We start from the raw sequence: 17,551 nt of genomic DNA, 5'->3' as shown, positions 1-17,551 counted from the left end.
TAAAATGAGAACAGAGGTTCTTAATTGGCATGGCTAGCGATGATTTCCATCTGGCCTGTAAAGGTCCATTCAGTCACATCGGCCGGCAGGATGAAGTGGGTTCCTTTTTCAAGTGGGTAGCTGGTTTCACCGACCTGGATGGTTCCTTGACCGTCAATAACACTGACAAGTAGGTAGGGAACGGTTTGCTCCATCTGGATTTCTCCTTTGGTCTGCCATTTATAGACAGTGAAGAAGGGATTAGAAACCAGGAGGGTGGTATCAAGCTTGTCTACTTTGAGTTGGGCAGGTGTGGAATTAGCTACGGGACCGATTGACAAGACATCGATGGATTTTTCAATATGCAATTCACGAAGATTTCCAGCGTCATCGCGGCGGTCAAAATCATAGACCCGGTAGGTTGTATCGCTAGACTGCTGGGTTTCTAAGATCATGATACCCTTACCGATGGCGTGCATGGTCCCGCTTGGAACGAAGAAGAAGTCGCCTTTTTTAACGGGTACATGGGTCAAGAGCTTGTCCCAATCTCCAGCTTGGATTTGCTGGCGGAGTTCTTCTTTGGATTGGGCATTGTGACCGTAAATGATTTCAGCGCCTTCCTCGGCTTCCAAAATGTACCAACATTCTGTCTTACCAAGTTCGCCTTCATGAGCCAGGCCGTAGCTATCATCAGGATGGACTTGGACGCTGAGCCAGTCTTCTGCGTCCAGGATTTTGGTTAAGAGTGGAAAAACCTTATCTGTTGGGTTGCCAAATAGCTGTTTTTCGTTTGTGTAGAGGTCATCTAGTCCACGACCCTCATAGCGACCGTTTGAAACGGTAGTGACACCATTTGGATGGGCAGAAATAGCCCAGCATTCGCCCGTTTTTTCGCTTGGGATATCGTAGTGGTAGTTGGTTTTCAGGCGATTGCCACCCCAAATTTTTTCATGCATAACAGGTGTCAGGAATAATGGCTCCATAATCTCTTCTCCTTGTTGTTGTTTTATTATCAATAGTATAACAGATTACCAAAGAATTTTGTAGTAGCGTGGTAATTCCTTATCTGACTAACAATTACTATGATGTCAGAAGCACCTATATTCTGAGGAAAAGTTTTACTTGTTTTGCCCTCCCACCCCATGCTTGTGGTATAATATACTAAAACCGAAAGAGAGGGAAGAAATGACCGTATTTGTGAAAGATTTGCTTGAAAATCTGCGGATTGAGTGTGCCTATAGCACTGAGGAATTACTCAAAAAAGAGATTATTACCGCGGATATTACCCGGCCTGGTTTGGAAATGACAGGCTACTTTGATTATTATTCACCCGAGCGTATTCAGCTTATGGGCATGAAGGAGTGGTCTTATTTGATGGCCATGACAGCCCATAACCGCTATCAAGTGCTCTCGCAGATGTTCCAGCCAGAAACGCCTGTAATTATTGTGGCGCGTGGTTTGGAAATCCCAGAAGAGATGTATCGAGCAGCTAAGGAGAAGAAGATTGCTATTTGCCGGAGCAAGACTGCGACCAGCCGTCTATCAGGGGAATTGTCTTCTTATCTAGACAGCCGACTTGCACAACGGACCAGCGTTCATGGTGTCTTGATGGATATTTACGGGATGGGTGTCCTCATCCAAGGGGATTCTGGTATCGGTAAAAGTGAAACGGGTCTGGAGTTGGTCAAGCGTGGTCACCGCTTGGTTGCGGATGACCGTGTGGATGTCTATGCCAAGGATGATGTGACCCTCTGGGGTGAGCCTGCGGAAATTTTGCGCCACCTACTAGAAATTCGTGGAGCTGGAATTATCGATATCATGAGTTTGTATGGTGCTAGTGCTGTTAAGGATTCTTCAGAGGTTCAGTTGGCTGTCTATCTGGAAAATTATGAAACAGGCAAGGTCTTTGACCGTTTGGGGAATTCAGGTGATACTATTGAGATTGCAGGGATTTCCATTCCACAGATTCGTATTCCAGTAAAAACTGGTCGAAATATCTCAGTGGTCATTGAAGCTGCTGCTATGAACTACCGTGCCAAGCAGATGGGTTATGATGCAACAAAAATCTTTGAAGAGCGTCTAGGTAAACTCATCCAGCAGAACAAGGAAGAGGCCTAATATGGATCCGATTGCCATTCGATTAGGACCTTTAGAAATTCGCTGGTATGCTATCTGTATCTTGCTGGGTTTGGTCTTGGGTGTTTACCTGGCGACCAAGGAGGCACCACGCAAGAAGATTTTGCAGGATGATATTTTAGACTTTATCTTACTGGCCTTTCCACTTTCCATCATCGGAGCAAGGATTTACTATGTAGCTTTTTCTTGGAGCGAATACAAGGATAATCTGCTTTCTGTCTTTGCCATTTGGAATGGTGGCATCGCTATCTATGGTGGTTTGATAACAGGTGCCCTTGTTCTTTATTTCTTTACTCAGCACCGCTTTATCAATACGCTAGATTTTCTGGATGTGGTGGCTCCTTCAGTCATGATTGCTCAAGCCATTGGGCGTTGGGGGAATTTCTTTAACCAGGAGGCCTATGGTAAGGCAGTGGCAAGTTTGGACTATTTGCCAGCCTTTATCCGTGACCAGATGTACATTGATGGAGCCTATCGTCAGCCGACCTTCTTGTTTGAAAGTCTGTGGAACCTACTTGGTTTTGGTTTGATTTGTATCCTGCGTAGACGGCCAAACTTACTCAAGCAAGGTGAGATTACAGCCTTTTACCTGATTTGGTATGGTTTTGGTCGCCTCTTGATAGAAGGCCTGCGGACAGATAGCCTCATGTTCTTGGGAATTCGTGTTTCCCAATGGCTGTCTGGACTTCTTATCCTCATTGGAATTAGCATGGTTGTGGTGCGGAGAAGAAAAACTTCTATTCCATTTTATCAATCATAAAGGAGAAGGTATGATTATTGAAATTTCTGTTTTGATTATTGCCCTGTCCATTGCGGCGGTCGCAATCTATGTTATCTTGTTATTGAAGAAGTTGGGGACGGTGACGGATGAGGCTCAACAGACCCTCAAGGTCTTGACCAGCGATGTGAATGTGACCCTCTATCAGACCAATGAACTCTTGGCCAAGACCAATGTTTTGGTGGAAGATGTCAATGGTAAGGTTTCCACTTTAGATCCTCTCTTTGTCGCAGTGGCGGACTTATCAACCTCCGTGTCAGACTTGAATGCTTCGGCGCGTGATTTGACGGTCAAGGCTAAGTCGGCGGGTGCTAATACGGTTAAAGCTGGCGGAGCTCTCTCTGCCTTGTCAACTATCTCATCTCTCTTAGGTAAGAAAGGAGAAAAAAATGGTAAAAAAATCTAGTGTTTTGACCAGTATCTTATTGGGAGTGGCTGGCGGTGCAGCTGCGGCAGCCTTTCTAGCAAGTAAAACGGGTCAAGCGGTCAAAGAAAAAGTAGTCAACTTTGCCAATGACTACAAGGAAAACCATGAAGAAATCAATGCTGATTTGGTCAACAAGGCCCAGGATTTAGGTAAACAAGCAACAGACCGCTTCACAGAAGTCAAAACCCAGTTGGAAACTGGTGAATTGACTGTGGAAGATTTGGTCAAGTCAGGCAAGGAAAAATCTGTCGAAACCTTTGAACAAATCAAGGAAAAAATTGCAGAACAAAATCTATCTACTGCGGATATATTGGAAGCTATCAAGGCTAAAACAGTCAAGGCTCCAACGGTAGATGTGACGGAAGAAGAAGTCGAGGACGCTGTCATTATATCAGAGGATATTGAAATTTCCATTGATGATGTTGTGACGGAACCAGTTTTAGAAGAAAGAAATGAAGGTTAATTAGAAGAAACTAGCTTAGAAGATTCTAGGCTGGTTTTTTTCTATGTTTTCAGATATCATCCTGCATTCTATTTTCAGTAGATAGCCTGATTATGAATATTTTGAAATTAGTTTCTATATAGTAAGCGTTTACATAAAATACTTGTCACTATCAACAAATAATGTTAACATATTAAAGAAGAGTATATAGATACAAAATATAAATAGGAGGATTATATGCTTAAAAAACATGTAGGAATAAAGCCAGTTGCCAAGGTTGCTCTCTATTCAAGCATGGTATTGGCTTCATTTACAGTATCGCAGCAGTTCAGTCTGGCTGAGGTTTCTCCCCTATCTGAAAATGGGGATAAGTTGACCACTCTTTCTACCTCAGAAGGAGTAGCAAACCCTGTAGAGGTTTCTTCTCCTGTATCCAACCAAGATGGAGCTACTGACCTACCAGCAGTTACTGAACCAGTCCTGGCTGCAGAGGTTGCTAGGACACCGAGTTTGGCAGAAGAAGGTGGTGTAGAAGTTGCTTCTCCAGAAACTAGTAGTGAAAACCTTGCAAATCCTTCGGATACTGGAGTAGAAGAATTGACCTTAGAAGTAGATCCAAGTGAGCTGCCGAATAGCTTAGTTGGAGAAGAACTGGTAAAAGATGAAGTTCTTCGTTTGGAGAATATTCAACTGAATAACTCAATTAAGCGTCATGAATTAACAGAAGAAGAGGAAGGGATTGTAAGAGATACAGCCTCAGGAACCATCTATCTGGAGTACAGTGGTCAAGCGGCTAAGGGGCAAAATCATTATAATTTATTCTCCTTATCGAGTTCAAATAAGATAAATGAATATACAAGCGTTTATGTAAACAATGGTATAGTAGGAATTGAAGCACGCCTACAAAGTAATAAAGGACCAAAAAGAGTAGTCAAACTAAATTCAGGTTCCTATCGTGCCAATAACAATGAATGGAATGCTGTAGCAGTCACTTACAATAAAAATGAGGATGATAGTCTAGCAGTTTCTCTTTACATCAATGGTGAGTTAGTAGGGGAAGCGACTGCTAGTCAAGATTTATTTGGTAGTGATTTAGATAAGGGGCAGTTGGGTGAAACCCAGCGGGCAACGCAAAATGCCTGGGCAGCAGCTTCCCTGTCTATCAATAATTTTACGCTTTATAATCGCGCTCTTGCAGCGGAAGAAATTGCCAAACGTTCAGCCTTGTTTGTCCGTCGAGAATACCCATTTATCCTGGAGGAAGGTTCTCAGATTACGGATAAATTGACAGTCTATGAGGGAGGACGGTCTGGTCAAAAAAATCCAGATAATGAGGTTGCAAGTTTCCGTATTCCAGCACTTTTGAAAACGGACAAGGGAACCTTGATTGCAGCGACAGACCAACGTCACGACCACCATTATGATTGGGGGAATATTGCTCAAGTTGTCAAAAGAAGTACTGACCAAGGTGTAACCTGGGGGCCAACAATTAAATTAATCGATTTGAGAGCCAACCCAAATGCAGCTGATTATAAATATGGTAGTCCTTTGACGATTGATACAGCTCTAGTTCAAGATCCAAGTACCAAACGTATTTTTGCGATTTATGATATGTATCCAGAAGGAAAAGCCCTTTTTGGAGCACCAGATACGTATGAAGCAGAGTATACGGTCGTGGATGGAAAACACTATCTCAATCTCTATAAGGCAGGTGAAACCAGTCCTTATCTCTTGAAAGAGGACGGTCGAATTTATGCTCCGACGGGAGAAGTAACAGACTACCGTGTCAATATTCAAGACAGTAGCCCAGCTTATGCTAATATTGGTGATATTTATCAAGGTAGTGGAACAGAGGCGATTGGCAATATCTATTTCCAAACGCAAAAAACAGCACCATTTAGAACTGCATTAGCTAATTTTATTTGGATGTCTTATAGTGATGATGATGGTTTGACTTGGTCCCATCCAAAAGATATTACTCCAAATCTTAAGAAACCACATATGAAGTTCTTGGGCTTGGGTCCTGGGACGGGTATTGTCCTTCATACAGGAGAATATGCAGGTCGCTTGGTCGTACCAGCTTATTCACTTAGCTACGAGGGAGGGATGAATTCTCAGTCTGCTCTGGTCTTTTATTCGGATGACCATGGTGAAACTTGGTATGCAGGCAAGTCCTTCAATGATGGCCGTCGTCTAGCAGACGGAACAGTGCTTGAATCCTCAACCATGAACAATTTGAGTGAAATTGGGACGGAAGCTACAATTGTCCAGCTGAACAATGGTCACATTAAGATGTTCATGCGTGGCAAAAAAGGAGCGGTCCGTATGGCTACCTCTACAGATGGAGGAGCGAGCTGGCAGAATGATTTGGAAATTTTCCGTGATGTACCGGATGTCTATGTTCAATTGTCTGCTATTCGGATTGAGCGAGATGGCAAGGAGTATGTTATTTTGGCCAATGCTAGTGGGCCGGAGCGTACCAATGGTCATGTTCGAATTGCAGAAGTGAAGGAAGATGGTAGTTTGGTGTGGTTGCACCATCAAATGGTTCAAGATGGTGAATTTGCATATAATTCCATCCAACATTTGGGCGGTGATGATTTTGGTCTGCTCTACGAACATAAGACCGGTAATCAAAACTGGTATAGTCTATACTACCGGAAATTCAACTGGAATTACCTAACCCAAGCAAGCTCCGGTCGTCCTCAAAGTCAAGTTAGCTCAATCGACTTCTATAAAGATAACTATATTGTCTTGCATTTTGAGAACGATATCTTAGCTCTTAATGAGCCAAATCTTCACCTATCAAATGGCAATCTTGCTGAGTTTGTATCGCAATTGGATAATAAGAAACTTCTTTATCGTATTAGAGAAGAAGATATGGGGACGGCTATTCTTGAAGTGGCTAGTGGAAGCTTGTTAAATATCAATAAATTGCCGGTTTCTGTGGTAGCCTTGTTGAGTAAGGATAAGGACAAGGTTCTGTCTAAGATTGATGGCAAGCGGGTACACATCACTGGTCAGGATGTTTATGAAGATGGTCGTGGTCTAGGCCTGGATAACTTGATGGATGGCAATAAGGGACGGGCAACAGATTTGCGCTGGGATAGAACCAATAATCCAGCTATTACTCTGCCACAAACCATCACCCTTGGTTTAGAAAACGAAAAAGTGCTGCATTCTCTCTTGATTAGTAAGAGGACCCCTGGTAACGGAACCTTAACCAAATATCAAGTTAAGGCCTATTTAGATGACCAGCAGGTATTTGATACTGGCGAGCAATCGGTCGCATTTACAACAGCAGAGGTCCCTGTTTTCTTCAATGGTGTCAAAGCTAATCGGATTGAATTTATAGCACTAGAGGCACATGCAAATTCGAAATTGAAGAACAACACCATGCTAACTATTCGGGAAATTCAGCTATTTGAACTTCTTCCTGCTCCGGTGGGTACTTATTCTGAAAGTGTCGAGTTGAAGGATGTTTCTAGCAATGTCCGAGTGCAGTTAGAAGCAGGTGAAAGCAAGTCTATTGTTGGTTTGCAGGTTATCCATCTGGAATTGGAGGCTTCCCTTCTTCCAGAAGTATTGCGCGATCAGGATCATGATTTGTACGATATTAACTTGCTGGATGAGAATGGGCAATCGGTGGCACCGACCCGTCCAAGCCTCGTTATAGTTCCAATTGATGAGGGTAAGGAAGTTGCCAAGGTTCTCTATTTTGCAGCTGATCAAACAGTCAGAGAATTGGACTTTACGGAAACGCAGGCTAGCGATTCAACTGGTCGGAACTTTAAGGCGGTCGTGTTTGTAGCTTCCAGCTTCAGTCACTATGCTCTTGTTTATAAAGCGCAGGAAGAAAGAACTGAAGACCTTACTACTCCTACAACTGAAGTGCCTACAGGGTCTACAGCTACTGTGAACCCAGGTTCTACAAGTCCAGAGCTTTCTCAAGTAGAACCTGAAGTAGCCAAAGGAAGTAGTGTCCAGGCGGAGCTTCTTCCACCTATTTATCTGGAAGACTGGTTGAAGGAGGTAGAGGAACTTCACACCGCTAAGGGTTCGAGTGTCCAAGCGACTACCTTACCTAGTGTTGATATTGAATCTTGGATAAAAGAAACAAGCACTTTGGCTACAGCTGTATCCAGTGAGGAACTTGTAACTGCTAAAGGGGAAGGTACAAAGGCAGCAGTCTTACCTAGCTTTGACATCGATGCTTGGTTGGCAGAACAGAAATCAAGCGTTATCCCAAGTCCTACAGGTCTAGCTCAGACAGTAGACAATGGTGTAGGGCAAGCAAGTGTGTTAAAACTAGGCACTTCTAGTCAGCCAGAACAAGCACAGGCTAGCTTGCCAAAAACGTCAGCTAGCAGGGGAGAAGAGTTATCTGCCCTCGGTCTATTGGCCTTGGTCGGACTGGCTTCAGCCTCTGTCCATCGTCGTAGAAAAAATTAGTATCAATAGTGAAGGGAGCCTAGGCAAAGAACAGGCTCCCTTGAACTTTTTTGATTATTCAAAGCACGTCATTTTCAGCCACCTATCTTTTAGATAGTTAGTAAGCGTAGTAAAGGAAAACTAAAATACTATAAATTTTTTACAAGTGTCGGCACTGGAACAATCCCTCATCACTAAGCTTGAAGAATGTGGTACAATAGAAACAGTAAAAAAATGAAGTTGGAATAATAATGAAATTACCACGTTTCGGCGTTGAGGAGTGGCTAAATGTCCACGAAACCAGTGCCACCTATGACATTGCAGGAGTGTCCATTTCTGCTCTAACTTTGGAAGAGTTGTTTGACTTGTCAGGTACCAATCCTGAGGATTTTTATAAGAAATTACAGGGCACCAAGCTCAACTATGGCTGGATAGAAGGTTCGCCAGCATTTAAAGAAGCTGTCAGTCAGCTCTATGAACAGATCAGTCCAGACCAAATCCTTCAAACCAATGGAGCGACCGGTGCTAACTTGCTGGTTCTCTATGGTTTGATTGAGCCAGGGGACCATGTCATTTCCCTCTACCCGACCTACCAACAACTCTACGATATTCCAACGTCTTTGGGAGCAGAAGTGGATTTGTGGCAGATTGAGGAAGAGCATGGCTGGTTGCCAGACTTGGAAAAACTGCGTCAGCTCATTCGTCCCAATACCAAGATGATCTGCATCAATAATGCCAATAATCCAACTGGTGCAGTTATGGATAGGGCTTATTTGGAGGAGTTAGCAGCCATTGCTGGGGAGGTAGGAGCCTATATCTTATCTGATGAGGTCTATCTTTCCTTTTCTGAGCTGGATGTGCCATCTATTATAGAAGTCTATGACAAGGGTATTGCAATTAATAGTCTGTCTAAGACCTATTCTCTGCCAGGTATTCGTGTCGGCTGGGTGGCTGCCAATCATCAAGTAACCGATATTCTGAGAGATTATCGGGATTACACCATGATTTGTGCAGGTGTCTTTGACGATCTGGTGGCCCAAATCGCTCTGGCTTCTCGCCAAGAGATTTTGAAAAGAAATCGGCGCATTTTAGAAGAAAATTTAGCTATTTTGGACCAATGGATGGAGAAGGAACCCTTGGTTTCCTATATCCGACCAGCGGTCGTATCCACAAGCTTTGTCAAGATTGCAGTGGAGATGCCCATGGAAGAATTTTGCTTGCAACTCTTGCAAGAACATGGTGTTCTTTTAGTGCCTGGTAATCGGTTTGATCGTGATGGCTATGTCCGTTTGGGCTATGCCTGTGAAAAAGAAACCTTAATTAAGGGCTTGGAAAAGCTATCTCAATTTTTAAGAAGATTCGATAACAAAAACTAGTTCAGTCACCTGAGCTAGTTTTCGTTTTTTCAGGATTGTCTAATTGGAACAATTTCCGCCAATCAGGTAGGGAGATTTCAGGACTTGGAATGGCAGAACTGATGTTGTCCTTCCAAATTTGGTAGCGGGTATCGAAGAGTAGTCGAATGAGCTTGTCCATCATTTCAGCTTCATGAGGAGAAAATTCTTTCCTTATTCGGTCCATTTCCTGTAATTTTTGTAGGGGATTGACAGTTATGTCGCTGAATCGCTCAATACCTGCTTGGATGAAAATCCCGAAAAAGAGGTCAAAGAAATCTTTCAATTCTTCATCCGTCAGGCTAGCAGTCCAGGCTTTTAGGGTTTGGTCGGTTTGGAGGCTGTCATTGGTCAGGGTGGGGGCTGACTTGAAATCATTTCCTTCAATTTCCCACGAAAAGCTGATGTGTTGGAGCAGTCCGACTGTGTTGCTCTGAACAATTTGGGCGTTTTTAGGTGTTTCCAACATCATTCCTACAATAGAATTTTGAGGAATGATAGGGTGGATACGGTCTTGGATGTTCTTGTAGCCAGGGTCATCTAAATGTTTTTTATGAAGTCCAGGAGAATCAAAAGGATAAATAGCAAGGATGCGTTCTTGCAACTCAGGAGCTTGCTGGCTGGCAGCATAAAGGGCTAAATTTCCACCTTTTGAATGCCCAGCGATATAGAAATTTCCATCTTGACTAGCCATCAGCTTTTCTAAATAGCCACTTGCAGAACGCTGGGCAGGAATTTCATCCATATAGGTCATTTGGAAATCTTCCTTCCAACCGATGATAGTGTCGTCAGTCCCACGAAAAGCTGTTAAGATGGTCTGTCTATCTAGGCGATAGCTGATAGCGGAGAATTGTTGTTCTTGGTCTAACTGATAGTCGTCAACGAAGCCAAATGCCTTGATAGACTTGAAGCGTATGGATTTGGCTAGAAGGGCAAATAAGGCTAGGCGGTTTTTGGTCACCATGGAAAAAGGTGGGAAATCATTCTGATAGGTGGCCTCAAACTGCTCTGCCAGATGGTCCAGGCGAATGCCAGTTTCTGTAAAGGAAGCGGGAACCAGTCTGTCAAAAGGTAGGTAGGAAAGCTCGGTCAGAGCCAAAATATCCAGTTTGTTGAGGGGCAGGTCGTAAAAGCTGTCGTATTGGGTATCTTCGATGTAGTTCAGTAAATTCGGCATAGCAATCCTTTCTTTTTTCTAGTATAGCGAAATATGTGTGGAAAGACAAATCTGGGTTGGCTAGAAGCTTAACTAAATTTCTATTTTCTTTCAATATTCATTATTTTGTTTTACATACTAACCACCTTGTGTTATACTATAGATACAAAGTTAATAGGTAAAACAAACTAGTGATAGAGGACAAAGAAAATCACTTTTATTTTTATTAGACTAGTTGGTATTACAAACTAGATGAGGAGGTAGTATGAAACTGGATAAGAAAAGTTGGGAAAGTTGGAAACTAGCAGGCATCACGCTTGTGACGGCCATTATAACTGGCTGGGCCTTGGATTCTATTTTGATCTTAGGCATCCTGTTAGTATCAGGCCTATTGTTTGGATTTTTTACAGATGACGAGGAGGGCTTATGAAAGAAACCCAAATGCTCAAAGGTGTCCTAGACGGCTGTGTCTTGCAGGTCATTGCCCGACAGGAAATCTATGGTTATGAGTTGGTTCAAGAGTTGAGGAAGCTGGGCTTTGAAAACATGGTCGGAGGGACAGTCTACCCCCTCCTTCAGAAGTTAGAAAAAAATGGCTTAATTGTCAGCCAAAACAAGTCTTCACCAGACGGACCAGACAGGAAGTATTTTTATTTGACAGACCAAGGGCTGAGCTACTTAAACGATTTCTGGGTCCAGTGGGGAGAACTCGTCGAAAAAGTGGAGAAAGTGAAAGGAGAATAAGATGAGCAAACAAATGGAATACCGCAAGCAGATTGAAGTGATTGAAAGCCAGCTGACCAAGGAAAACAAGGAATACATGGGCCGTATCAATGGCTACATGATGATTGCCTCAGTCTTTCACAGGCAGGAAGAAGCAGTGACTGCCCAGCTCTTATCCATTTACCAAGATGTTCTGGAAGCTCAAAAAGATGGGCTTTCGGCGGAGGATTTTCTGGGCAAAGACAGCAAGCAAATGGCAGACGACCTACTCAGCTACCTCCCCCCGATTGGTTTCATGGAAGTCGCAAACCTGAGTGGCCTCATGCTTATCATCTATCTTGGCAGCCAATGGCTGATGGATTTTGCAGGGACAGGCACCATTTCGCTCAACTGGCTGGGCTTGGTGTGTGACACAGCTCTCAGTTTCCTCCTGCCAGCAGGGATTTTCCTCATTATTCGCGGTCTGATTTACCAGACCAGCAAAATCAAGGTTTGGGCAAGTTTTCTCTGCATTCCCCTTCTTTTTCTCGTGATTTGTGGACTTCGTCTCTGGGCAATCCCCAAGGAACCTGACCTAGTCTTGACTGGCTGGGGGCTACTAGTACCACTCACCTTGCTCGGTCTCGCTCTGCTATTTTTCCAAAAGGAAAAGTTGGTTCGCTATGTCTTTATGCCTAGTTATCTGTTCATGATGGTTGGCGGTGTATTGCATATGGTCATGACCGTCCCAGTTTGGCTCAATCTGGTGTTGCTCATTCTGCCAGCCATGGCCTTTTGGATTGGAAGTGCGATTTTGTTGGTGAGGAAACCAAAATAGAAGCGATTTTTTGGTATAATGATTGAAAGATAGAAGAACAAGGAGTTTCAAATGACATTTGAAGAGATTTTACCAGGCTTGAAGGCCAAGAAAAAGTACGTTCGCAAAGGCTGGGGTGGGGCGGAGAACTACGTCCAGCTCTTTGACACCATTGAGGTCCACGGGCAAAAGCTGGAGGCGACGCCCTATTTCCTCATCAACGTGACCGGCGAGGGCGAGGGCTTCTCCATGTGGAGCCCGACCCCCTGCGATGTCCTTGCGACCGACTGGGTAGAAGTCCATGACTAAGACAGCCCTCATCACCGGCGTTTCCAGCGGCATTGGTCTAGCACAGGCGAAGATTTTTTTGGAAAATGGCTGGCGTGTCTTCGGGGTTGATCTGGCTAGCAAGCCTGATTTGGCAGGCGATTTCCACTTTCTACATCTGGACCTGACAGGCGATTTATCACCCGTCTTTTCATGGTGCCAGACAGTTGATGTCCTCTGTAACACCGCAGGCATACTAGACGATTACCGTCCCCATCTGGATATTGCGGAGGATGAATTAGCTCGTATCTTCGCGGTTAATTTTTTTGCGGTGACTAGACTGACCCGTCCCTATCTGCAGCAAATGGTGGACAGACAGTCGGGCATCATTATCAATATGTGCTCTATAGCCTCCAGTCTAGCAGGTGGAGGAGGATCGGCCTACACCGCCTCCAAGCACGCTTTGGCAGGTTTCACCAAGCAGTTGGCCCTGGACTATGCCAAGGACAAGGTCCAGGTCTTCGGCATCGCTCCAGGTGCCGTCCAGACAGGTATGACCCAGAAGGACTTTGAGTCTGGCGGCTTAGCGGACTGGGTGGCAGACCAGACCCCTATCGGACGCTGGACCCAGCCCAGCGAAATAGCAGAGCTGACCTTCATGCTGGCTAGTGGCAAACTCGCCTCCATGCAGGGCCAGATTATCACCATTGACGGTGGCTGGAGTTTGAAGTAGGGAGGAAAGTGATGTTGATCTTTGATGATAATCCTCATGTTGCAGTGGTAATCTGTAAACACATAAGTGAAGAGAATAAACCGATAACCTATATCAGTCACGACTTGGAAGATGGGATGTGGCAATTTCTTTGTGGAGATATTCATGACATTGCAGATGTTCAATTAATTGCTTTAGTTGAGATACTTCAGTTTGGGATAACCGAAACACTTCTAAATCAAATCCCTTATGGATTTGAGGCTTTACTTGATCAAGCAAAGAATTGGCAAATCTCTAGAAAGGACCCCCTATGACCCCTACACAACTTTGGCAAGAATTTCTTGCTATCAATCCCCAAGCAGGTCCTGAGCCAGAGGCCTGGGCCTTTGGGGCGGAAGCTGATCGACTGGCTGATTTAGTAGCCAGAGGTATAAAAACCTCAACCAGCTCTGCCCATGCCCTCTACGCAGTAGAGGGAGAAGAAATCCCAAAAGCTGGTGGCTATGACATCATTCTGGATGGTCAAGGTCAAGCTGTTTGCATTATCCAGACCACCAAGGTCTATATGACGCCCTTTTCCCAAGTGACGGAAGAACATGCCTATAAGGAGGGCGAGTTCCGTCAGGAAGGTGATTTGTCTGTCATAAAAGCGAAAAGTCTGATCCACTGGCGGCAGGTCCATGAGGAACTCTTCACTATTTGGCTGGCAGAAGCAGGTCTGCCCTTCTCAGAAGATATGCTAGTCGTCTGTGAAGAATTTGAATTGGTTTATCCTAAAATGTAAGTTTTTTCTGGTTTGCCTCTTATTTTTGATATAATAATATAAAAACAAAAAACTGGGAGGATCCTATGGATAAACAACGTGTTATTGAGTTATTAGATCAGCTTTCTCCCATTCTGGCTGGGAAAGAGGAAACAATCGGCAAAGAACTGACGGAGAAATTGCAGTCAGCCTTGCTTGTGACCAAGGAAGATGTGGCCAGTAAGGACGGTGTGGCTTTGGCAACCAGTTTGTCAGGCTTTGTTCAGGCCATTTCCAATGCTAGCTTGCCTGGCGCCAATCTCCGTTTTACAGACCAAGAACGCCCTGTCTGGGAGGAGTTTAAAGTCCTGACGGAGCAAACTAGAGAGGACGGCCTGCGAGGTCTTCACTTAACGATCTAAGGAGCCTAGGCTCCTTTTTTGTATCTAAATTGTCTGTTACGACTGAAGCGAACTAGTTCGCTCTATTTCCAACTTCCAACTGTTTCCCAGACAGTTGGAACTTTGCTATTTTCCAAAAAAGGTAAAATTTGCTATAATAGGGTCATATACAAATGAAAAGAGAGATACTTATGAGCAATAACTATGCAATTATCCTAGCAGCGGGTAAGGGAACTCGCATGAAGTCTGACTTACCAAAGGTCTTACATAAGGTGGCCGGAATTACCATGTTGGAGCATGTCAAGCGTGCCGTGGATGCCATGGAGCCTGCCAAAACAGTGACTATTGTTGGGCACAAGGCAGAATTGGTACAGACTGTTTTAGAAGGTCAGTCAGCATTTGCCCTCCAATCAGAACAGTTGGGAACAGGTCATGCGGTCATGATGGCTGAGCCAGCTTTGGCAGGATTGGAAGGACAAACACTGGTCATTGCAGGTGATACGCCACTGATTACAGGCGAAAGCTTGAAGAACTTGATCAATTTCCATATCAGCCATAAAAACGTTGCGACTATTTTGACAGCTCAGGCTGATAATCCCTTCGGCTATGGTCGTATTATCCGCAACGCTGATGGCGAAGTCTTGAAAATTGTTGAGCAAAAAGATGCCAATGATTTCGAAAAACAGGTCAAGGAAATCAATACTGGTACCTATCTCTTCGACAACAAGCGCTTGTTTGAAGCTCTTAAGGAGATCAATACGGACAATGCCCAAGGTGAGTACTATTTGACGGATGTCATCTCTATTTTCCGTCAGGCTGGCGAGAAGGTCGGTGCCTATGTCCTTAAAGATTTTGATGAAAGCCTGGGTGTCAACGACCGTATCGCCCTTGCGACTGCAGAGGCAGTCATGCGCAAGCGGATCAATGAGAAACACATGATTAACGGTGTAACCTTTGTCAATCCAGAAGCAACCTATATCGACATTGATGTAGAAATTGGAGCAGAAGCGGTCATTGAAGCCAATGTAGTCTTGAAAGGTCAAACGGTCATCGGTGAGCGAACTATCTTGACAAACGGCACTCGTGTCCGTGATTCTAAAATCGCAGCAGATGTCGTTATTAGCAATTCAGACATTGAAGAGTCTGTTATTGAAGAGGGTGTGACAGTAGGACCATTCGCCCATATCCGTCCAGATAGCCTTCTGAAAAAAGATGTTCACGTTGGAAACTTTGTCGAGGTTAAGGCATCAACACTGGGTGAAGGAACCAAGTCAGGTCACTTGACTTATTTGGGCAATGCAACTATTGGCAGCAATGTCAACGTTGGTGCAGGTACCATTACGGTCAACTATGATGGTAAAAATAAATTCAAGACCACGATTGGCGACAATGCCTTTATCGGTTCAAACTCAACCATCATCGCCCCAGTAACTATCGGTGATAATGCCTTGCTTGCTGCTGGCTCTGCCATTACCAAGGACATTCCAAAAGATGCTATCGGTATTGGTCGTAGTCGTCAGGAAAACAAGGAAGGCTATGCGACCCGCTTTCCCTTCCATCCTAGTCAAAAATAGGTACTATTATGAATTTTGAAGAAAAAACCATCAACCGTACTGAGATTTTCAAGGGTCATATCTTTGATGTCGTCGTCGATGATGTGGCTTTGCCAAATGGTGGGACTGGCAAGCGTGAACTGATTTTCCACAAGGGAGCGGTCTGTGTCTTAGCAGTTACTCCAGAAGATAAGATGATTTTGGTCAAACAATACCGAAAGGCTATCGAGCGCGCTATCTATGAAATTCCAGCAGGTAAGTTGGAACTAGGCGAAGAAGATACGCTGGAAGATGCTGCCTTACGTGAATTGGAAGAGGAAACAGGCTATACCAGTGACAAATTGACCTTGTTGGCGGATTTTTACTCTGCTATCGGTTTTTGTAATGAGCGTATTCGCCTCTATTTAGCTGATAACTTGGTTAAAGTGGAAAACCCTCGTCCCATGGATGAGGACGAGGTCATTGAACTGTCTTATGTAACCCTAGAAGAAGCCTTGGACTTGGTCGCAAGTGGGGATATTTGTGATGCCAAGACCATTTTGGCGGTTCAATATTTACAACTCATGAGAAAGTAGGAGATGACAGTGGGCAAGCCCTTGTTAACGGATGAAATACTAAAACGAGTGAAAAAAATGCAGGAGGCTGATACAGATGAACGCTTTGGGCATTTCAGTCCCAAGCAAACTGTATCCATGGATGAAAAGATTTTTGAGCCCATTTTAGATGAAGACTACCAAGGCTATGAGGAAGGGCAGACCATCCGTATCCCTGTCAAACCATCGGTGGTCAAAAGTCGTAGAATTGAAACCATCAAACGGGAAGAATTTCGAGGAAAAGTCAACAAAATTCTCTTTTGGGTCATCCTTTTACTGATTGTCTTTATTATTGCAGTATTATTTATTTAGGAGAAATCATGAAATTTGGAATTATTGCTGCCATGCCCCAGGAGCTGAAGATTTTGGTCGAGCATCTCCAGGAAAAAGTAGAAGTAGCTGTCTTGGGACGGACCTATTACCAAGGTCGAATTGGCCAGCATGAAGTGGTTCTAGTCCAATCAGGCATTGGCAAGGTCATGTCAGCAATGTCTGTAGCCATCTTGGCTGACCGCTTTGCAGTGGACGCCATTGTCAATACAGGCTCAGCAGGGGCAGTAGCTGACGGGATCGCCATCGGTGATGTGGTGGTAGCTACTCACTTGGCCTACCACGATGTCGATGTGACGGCTTTTGGCTACGCCTATGGGCAAATGGCAGGGCAGGAATTGTATTATCCAGCAGACCAAGTCTTGTTAGAACAGTTAACAGGCGTTTTGGCAGAGCAGGAAATAAGTAGCCATCATGGACTGATTGTAACTGGTGACAGTTTTATCGCTGGTCAAGATAAGATCGCCAGCATAAAGGAACATTTCCCAGAAGTTCTGGCTGTGGAGATGGAAGGAGCGGCTATTGCCCAAGCGGCCGTTAATACAGGTAAACCTTTCTTAGTCATCCGTGCCATGAGTGACACAGCCCAAGGGGATGCCAATATCACCTTTGATGAATTTATTATCCAGGCAGGTGAACGGTCTGCCCAGACCCTGATTGCCTTTTTAGAACAAGTTTAAAACCCAGCCAG

General features: G+C 44.3%; 20 protein-coding genes. 18 read left to right on the top strand and 2 right to left on the bottom strand.

The annotated features are described in order from the left end of the window. Positions 1-20: 20 nt before the first annotated feature. On the bottom strand, positions 21-962 hold the full coding sequence (gene manA, locus ACEE44_RS02250; protein ID WP_449171111.1) for a mannose-6-phosphate isomerase, class I: 942 nt from the start codon (positions 960-962) through the stop codon (positions 21-23). 202 nt (positions 963-1,164) lie between these two features. Here manA and hprK point away from each other — a divergent pair, with 202 nt between their 5' ends. The 6 genes from hprK (at position 1,165) to ACEE44_RS02220 (ending at position 9,569) form a co-directional block, all read left to right on the top strand. Then, complete coding sequence (gene hprK, locus ACEE44_RS02245) at positions 1,165-2,097, top strand: HPr(Ser) kinase/phosphatase (RefSeq protein WP_332412351.1); 933 nt, start codon at positions 1,165-1,167, stop codon at positions 2,095-2,097. A 1-nt stretch (position 2,098) separates the two neighbouring features. Next, the gene (lgt, locus tag ACEE44_RS02240) at positions 2,099-2,875 is read left to right on the top strand and encodes a prolipoprotein diacylglyceryl transferase (protein ID WP_449171110.1); all 777 of its coding nucleotides are present in this window, start codon (positions 2,099-2,101) and stop codon (positions 2,873-2,875) included. Positions 2,876-2,888: 13 nt separating this feature from the next. After that, on the top strand, positions 2,889-3,299 hold the full coding sequence (locus ACEE44_RS02235) for a DUF948 domain-containing protein (protein WP_172081509.1): 411 nt from the start codon (positions 2,889-2,891) through the stop codon (positions 3,297-3,299). Further along, a complete protein-coding gene (locus ACEE44_RS02230; RefSeq protein ID WP_449171109.1) occupies positions 3,283-3,783 on the top strand; it encodes a YtxH domain-containing protein in 501 nt (166 codons plus the stop codon). Before ACEE44_RS02235 ends, ACEE44_RS02230 begins: the two co-directional genes overlap by 17 nt. 216 nt (positions 3,784-3,999) lie before the next feature. Next, positions 4,000-8,214, top strand: a complete 4,215-nt coding sequence (locus ACEE44_RS02225) for a sialidase domain-containing protein (RefSeq protein ID WP_449171108.1) — start codon at positions 4,000-4,002, stop codon at positions 8,212-8,214. Positions 8,215-8,444: 230 nt separating this feature from the next. Continuing rightward, positions 8,445-9,569 carry an aminotransferase gene (locus ACEE44_RS02220; RefSeq protein WP_449171107.1) on the top strand — a complete coding sequence of 375 codons (1,125 nt, stop codon included), beginning with the start codon at positions 8,445-8,447 and terminating at the stop codon, positions 9,567-9,569. A 1-nt stretch (position 9,570) separates the two neighbouring features. Here ACEE44_RS02220 and ACEE44_RS02215 read toward each other — a convergent pair whose 3' ends face one another. Beyond that, the gene (locus ACEE44_RS02215; RefSeq protein ID WP_449171106.1) at positions 9,571-10,764 is read right to left on the bottom strand and encodes a DUF2974 domain-containing protein; all 1,194 of its coding nucleotides are present in this window, start codon (positions 10,762-10,764) and stop codon (positions 9,571-9,573) included. A 244-nt stretch (positions 10,765-11,008) separates the two neighbouring features. On the opposite strand from ACEE44_RS02215, the gene ACEE44_RS02210 reads away from it, so the two are divergent. From ACEE44_RS02210 to ACEE44_RS02155, 12 genes are all read left to right on the top strand, one after another. Then, positions 11,009-11,173 (top strand): hypothetical protein, encoded by a 165-nt coding sequence (locus tag ACEE44_RS02210; RefSeq protein WP_449171105.1) that lies wholly within the window; start codon positions 11,009-11,011, stop codon positions 11,171-11,173. Further along, entirely contained in the window at positions 11,170-11,487 is a 318-nt protein-coding gene (locus ACEE44_RS02205; protein WP_449171104.1) for a PadR family transcriptional regulator, read from the top strand. The genes ACEE44_RS02210 and ACEE44_RS02205 overlap by 4 nt, the downstream gene beginning before the upstream one ends. Position 11,488: 1 nt before the next feature. Next, complete coding sequence (locus ACEE44_RS02200; protein WP_449171103.1) at positions 11,489-12,283, top strand: hypothetical protein; 795 nt, start codon at positions 11,489-11,491, stop codon at positions 12,281-12,283. A 51-nt stretch (positions 12,284-12,334) separates the two neighbouring features. Continuing rightward, the gene (locus ACEE44_RS02195) at positions 12,335-12,571 is read left to right on the top strand and encodes a DUF2829 domain-containing protein (protein ID WP_449171102.1); all 237 of its coding nucleotides are present in this window, start codon (positions 12,335-12,337) and stop codon (positions 12,569-12,571) included. Next, entirely contained in the window at positions 12,564-13,262 is a 699-nt protein-coding gene (locus ACEE44_RS02190) for a 3-oxoacyl-ACP reductase (protein WP_449171101.1), read from the top strand. Before ACEE44_RS02195 ends, ACEE44_RS02190 begins: the two co-directional genes overlap by 8 nt. Before the next feature lie 11 nt (positions 13,263-13,273). Next, positions 13,274-13,555, top strand: coding sequence for a hypothetical protein (locus ACEE44_RS02185; RefSeq protein ID WP_004194843.1), 282 nt, complete (start codon positions 13,274-13,276; stop codon positions 13,553-13,555). After that, positions 13,552-14,025, top strand: a complete 474-nt coding sequence (locus ACEE44_RS02180) for an ASCH domain-containing protein (protein ID WP_449171100.1) — start codon at positions 13,552-13,554, stop codon at positions 14,023-14,025. The genes ACEE44_RS02185 and ACEE44_RS02180 overlap by 4 nt, the downstream gene beginning before the upstream one ends. Before the next feature lie 65 nt (positions 14,026-14,090). After that, on the top strand, positions 14,091-14,405 hold the full coding sequence (locus tag ACEE44_RS02175; protein WP_449171099.1) for a hypothetical protein: 315 nt from the start codon (positions 14,091-14,093) through the stop codon (positions 14,403-14,405). Between the two features lie 170 nt (positions 14,406-14,575). Then, a complete protein-coding gene (gene glmU / locus ACEE44_RS02170; protein ID WP_449171098.1) occupies positions 14,576-15,958 on the top strand; it encodes a bifunctional UDP-N-acetylglucosamine diphosphorylase/glucosamine-1-phosphate N-acetyltransferase GlmU in 1,383 nt (460 codons plus the stop codon). An 8-nt stretch (positions 15,959-15,966) separates the two neighbouring features. After that, positions 15,967-16,512 (top strand): NUDIX hydrolase, encoded by a 546-nt coding sequence (locus ACEE44_RS02165; RefSeq protein WP_449171097.1) that lies wholly within the window; start codon positions 15,967-15,969, stop codon positions 16,510-16,512. Between the two features lie 9 nt (positions 16,513-16,521). Further along, entirely contained in the window at positions 16,522-16,842 is a 321-nt protein-coding gene (gene macP, locus ACEE44_RS02160) for a cell wall synthase accessory phosphoprotein MacP (protein WP_105124599.1), read from the top strand. Positions 16,843-16,850: 8 nt separating this feature from the next. Beyond that, positions 16,851-17,540 (top strand): 5'-methylthioadenosine/adenosylhomocysteine nucleosidase, encoded by a 690-nt coding sequence (locus tag ACEE44_RS02155; protein WP_449171096.1) that lies wholly within the window; start codon positions 16,851-16,853, stop codon positions 17,538-17,540. The last annotated feature ends 11 nt before the right edge of the window (positions 17,541-17,551 follow it).

The organism is Streptococcus sp. 32226D021BW (genome assembly GCF_053545015.1).
This window is presented reverse-complemented; position numbering and strand designations above follow the sequence as displayed.

Excerpts from the sequence above, each read along its gene's own strand:
- manA (WP_449171111.1), bottom strand. The coding sequence starts at position 962 with ATGGAGCCATTATTCCTGACACCTGTTATGCATGAAAAAATTTGGGGT.
- hprK (WP_332412351.1), top strand. The coding sequence starts at position 1,165 with ATGACCGTATTTGTGAAAGATTTGCTTGAAAATCTGCGGATTGAGTGT.
- lgt (WP_449171110.1), top strand. The coding sequence starts at position 2,099 with ATGGATCCGATTGCCATTCGATTAGGACCTTTAGAAATTCGCTGGTAT.
- ACEE44_RS02230 (WP_449171109.1), top strand. The coding sequence starts at position 3,283 with ATGGTAAAAAAATCTAGTGTTTTGACCAGTATCTTATTGGGAGTGGCT.
- ACEE44_RS02225 (WP_449171108.1), top strand. The coding sequence starts at position 4,000 with ATGCTTAAAAAACATGTAGGAATAAAGCCAGTTGCCAAGGTTGCTCTC.
- ACEE44_RS02220 (WP_449171107.1), top strand. The coding sequence starts at position 8,445 with ATGAAATTACCACGTTTCGGCGTTGAGGAGTGGCTAAATGTCCACGAA.
- ACEE44_RS02215 (WP_449171106.1), bottom strand. The coding sequence starts at position 10,764 with ATGCCGAATTTACTGAACTACATCGAAGATACCCAATACGACAGCTTT.
- ACEE44_RS02210 (WP_449171105.1), top strand. The coding sequence starts at position 11,009 with ATGAAACTGGATAAGAAAAGTTGGGAAAGTTGGAAACTAGCAGGCATC.
- ACEE44_RS02205 (WP_449171104.1), top strand. The coding sequence starts at position 11,170 with ATGAAAGAAACCCAAATGCTCAAAGGTGTCCTAGACGGCTGTGTCTTG.
- ACEE44_RS02200 (WP_449171103.1), top strand. The coding sequence starts at position 11,489 with ATGAGCAAACAAATGGAATACCGCAAGCAGATTGAAGTGATTGAAAGC.
- ACEE44_RS02195 (WP_449171102.1), top strand. The coding sequence starts at position 12,335 with ATGACATTTGAAGAGATTTTACCAGGCTTGAAGGCCAAGAAAAAGTAC.
- ACEE44_RS02190 (WP_449171101.1), top strand. The coding sequence starts at position 12,564 with ATGACTAAGACAGCCCTCATCACCGGCGTTTCCAGCGGCATTGGTCTA.
- ACEE44_RS02185 (WP_004194843.1), top strand. The coding sequence starts at position 13,274 with ATGTTGATCTTTGATGATAATCCTCATGTTGCAGTGGTAATCTGTAAA.
- ACEE44_RS02180 (WP_449171100.1), top strand. The coding sequence starts at position 13,552 with ATGACCCCTACACAACTTTGGCAAGAATTTCTTGCTATCAATCCCCAA.
- ACEE44_RS02175 (WP_449171099.1), top strand. The coding sequence starts at position 14,091 with ATGGATAAACAACGTGTTATTGAGTTATTAGATCAGCTTTCTCCCATT.
- glmU (WP_449171098.1), top strand. The coding sequence starts at position 14,576 with ATGAGCAATAACTATGCAATTATCCTAGCAGCGGGTAAGGGAACTCGC.
- ACEE44_RS02165 (WP_449171097.1), top strand. The coding sequence starts at position 15,967 with ATGAATTTTGAAGAAAAAACCATCAACCGTACTGAGATTTTCAAGGGT.
- ACEE44_RS02155 (WP_449171096.1), top strand. The coding sequence starts at position 16,851 with ATGAAATTTGGAATTATTGCTGCCATGCCCCAGGAGCTGAAGATTTTG.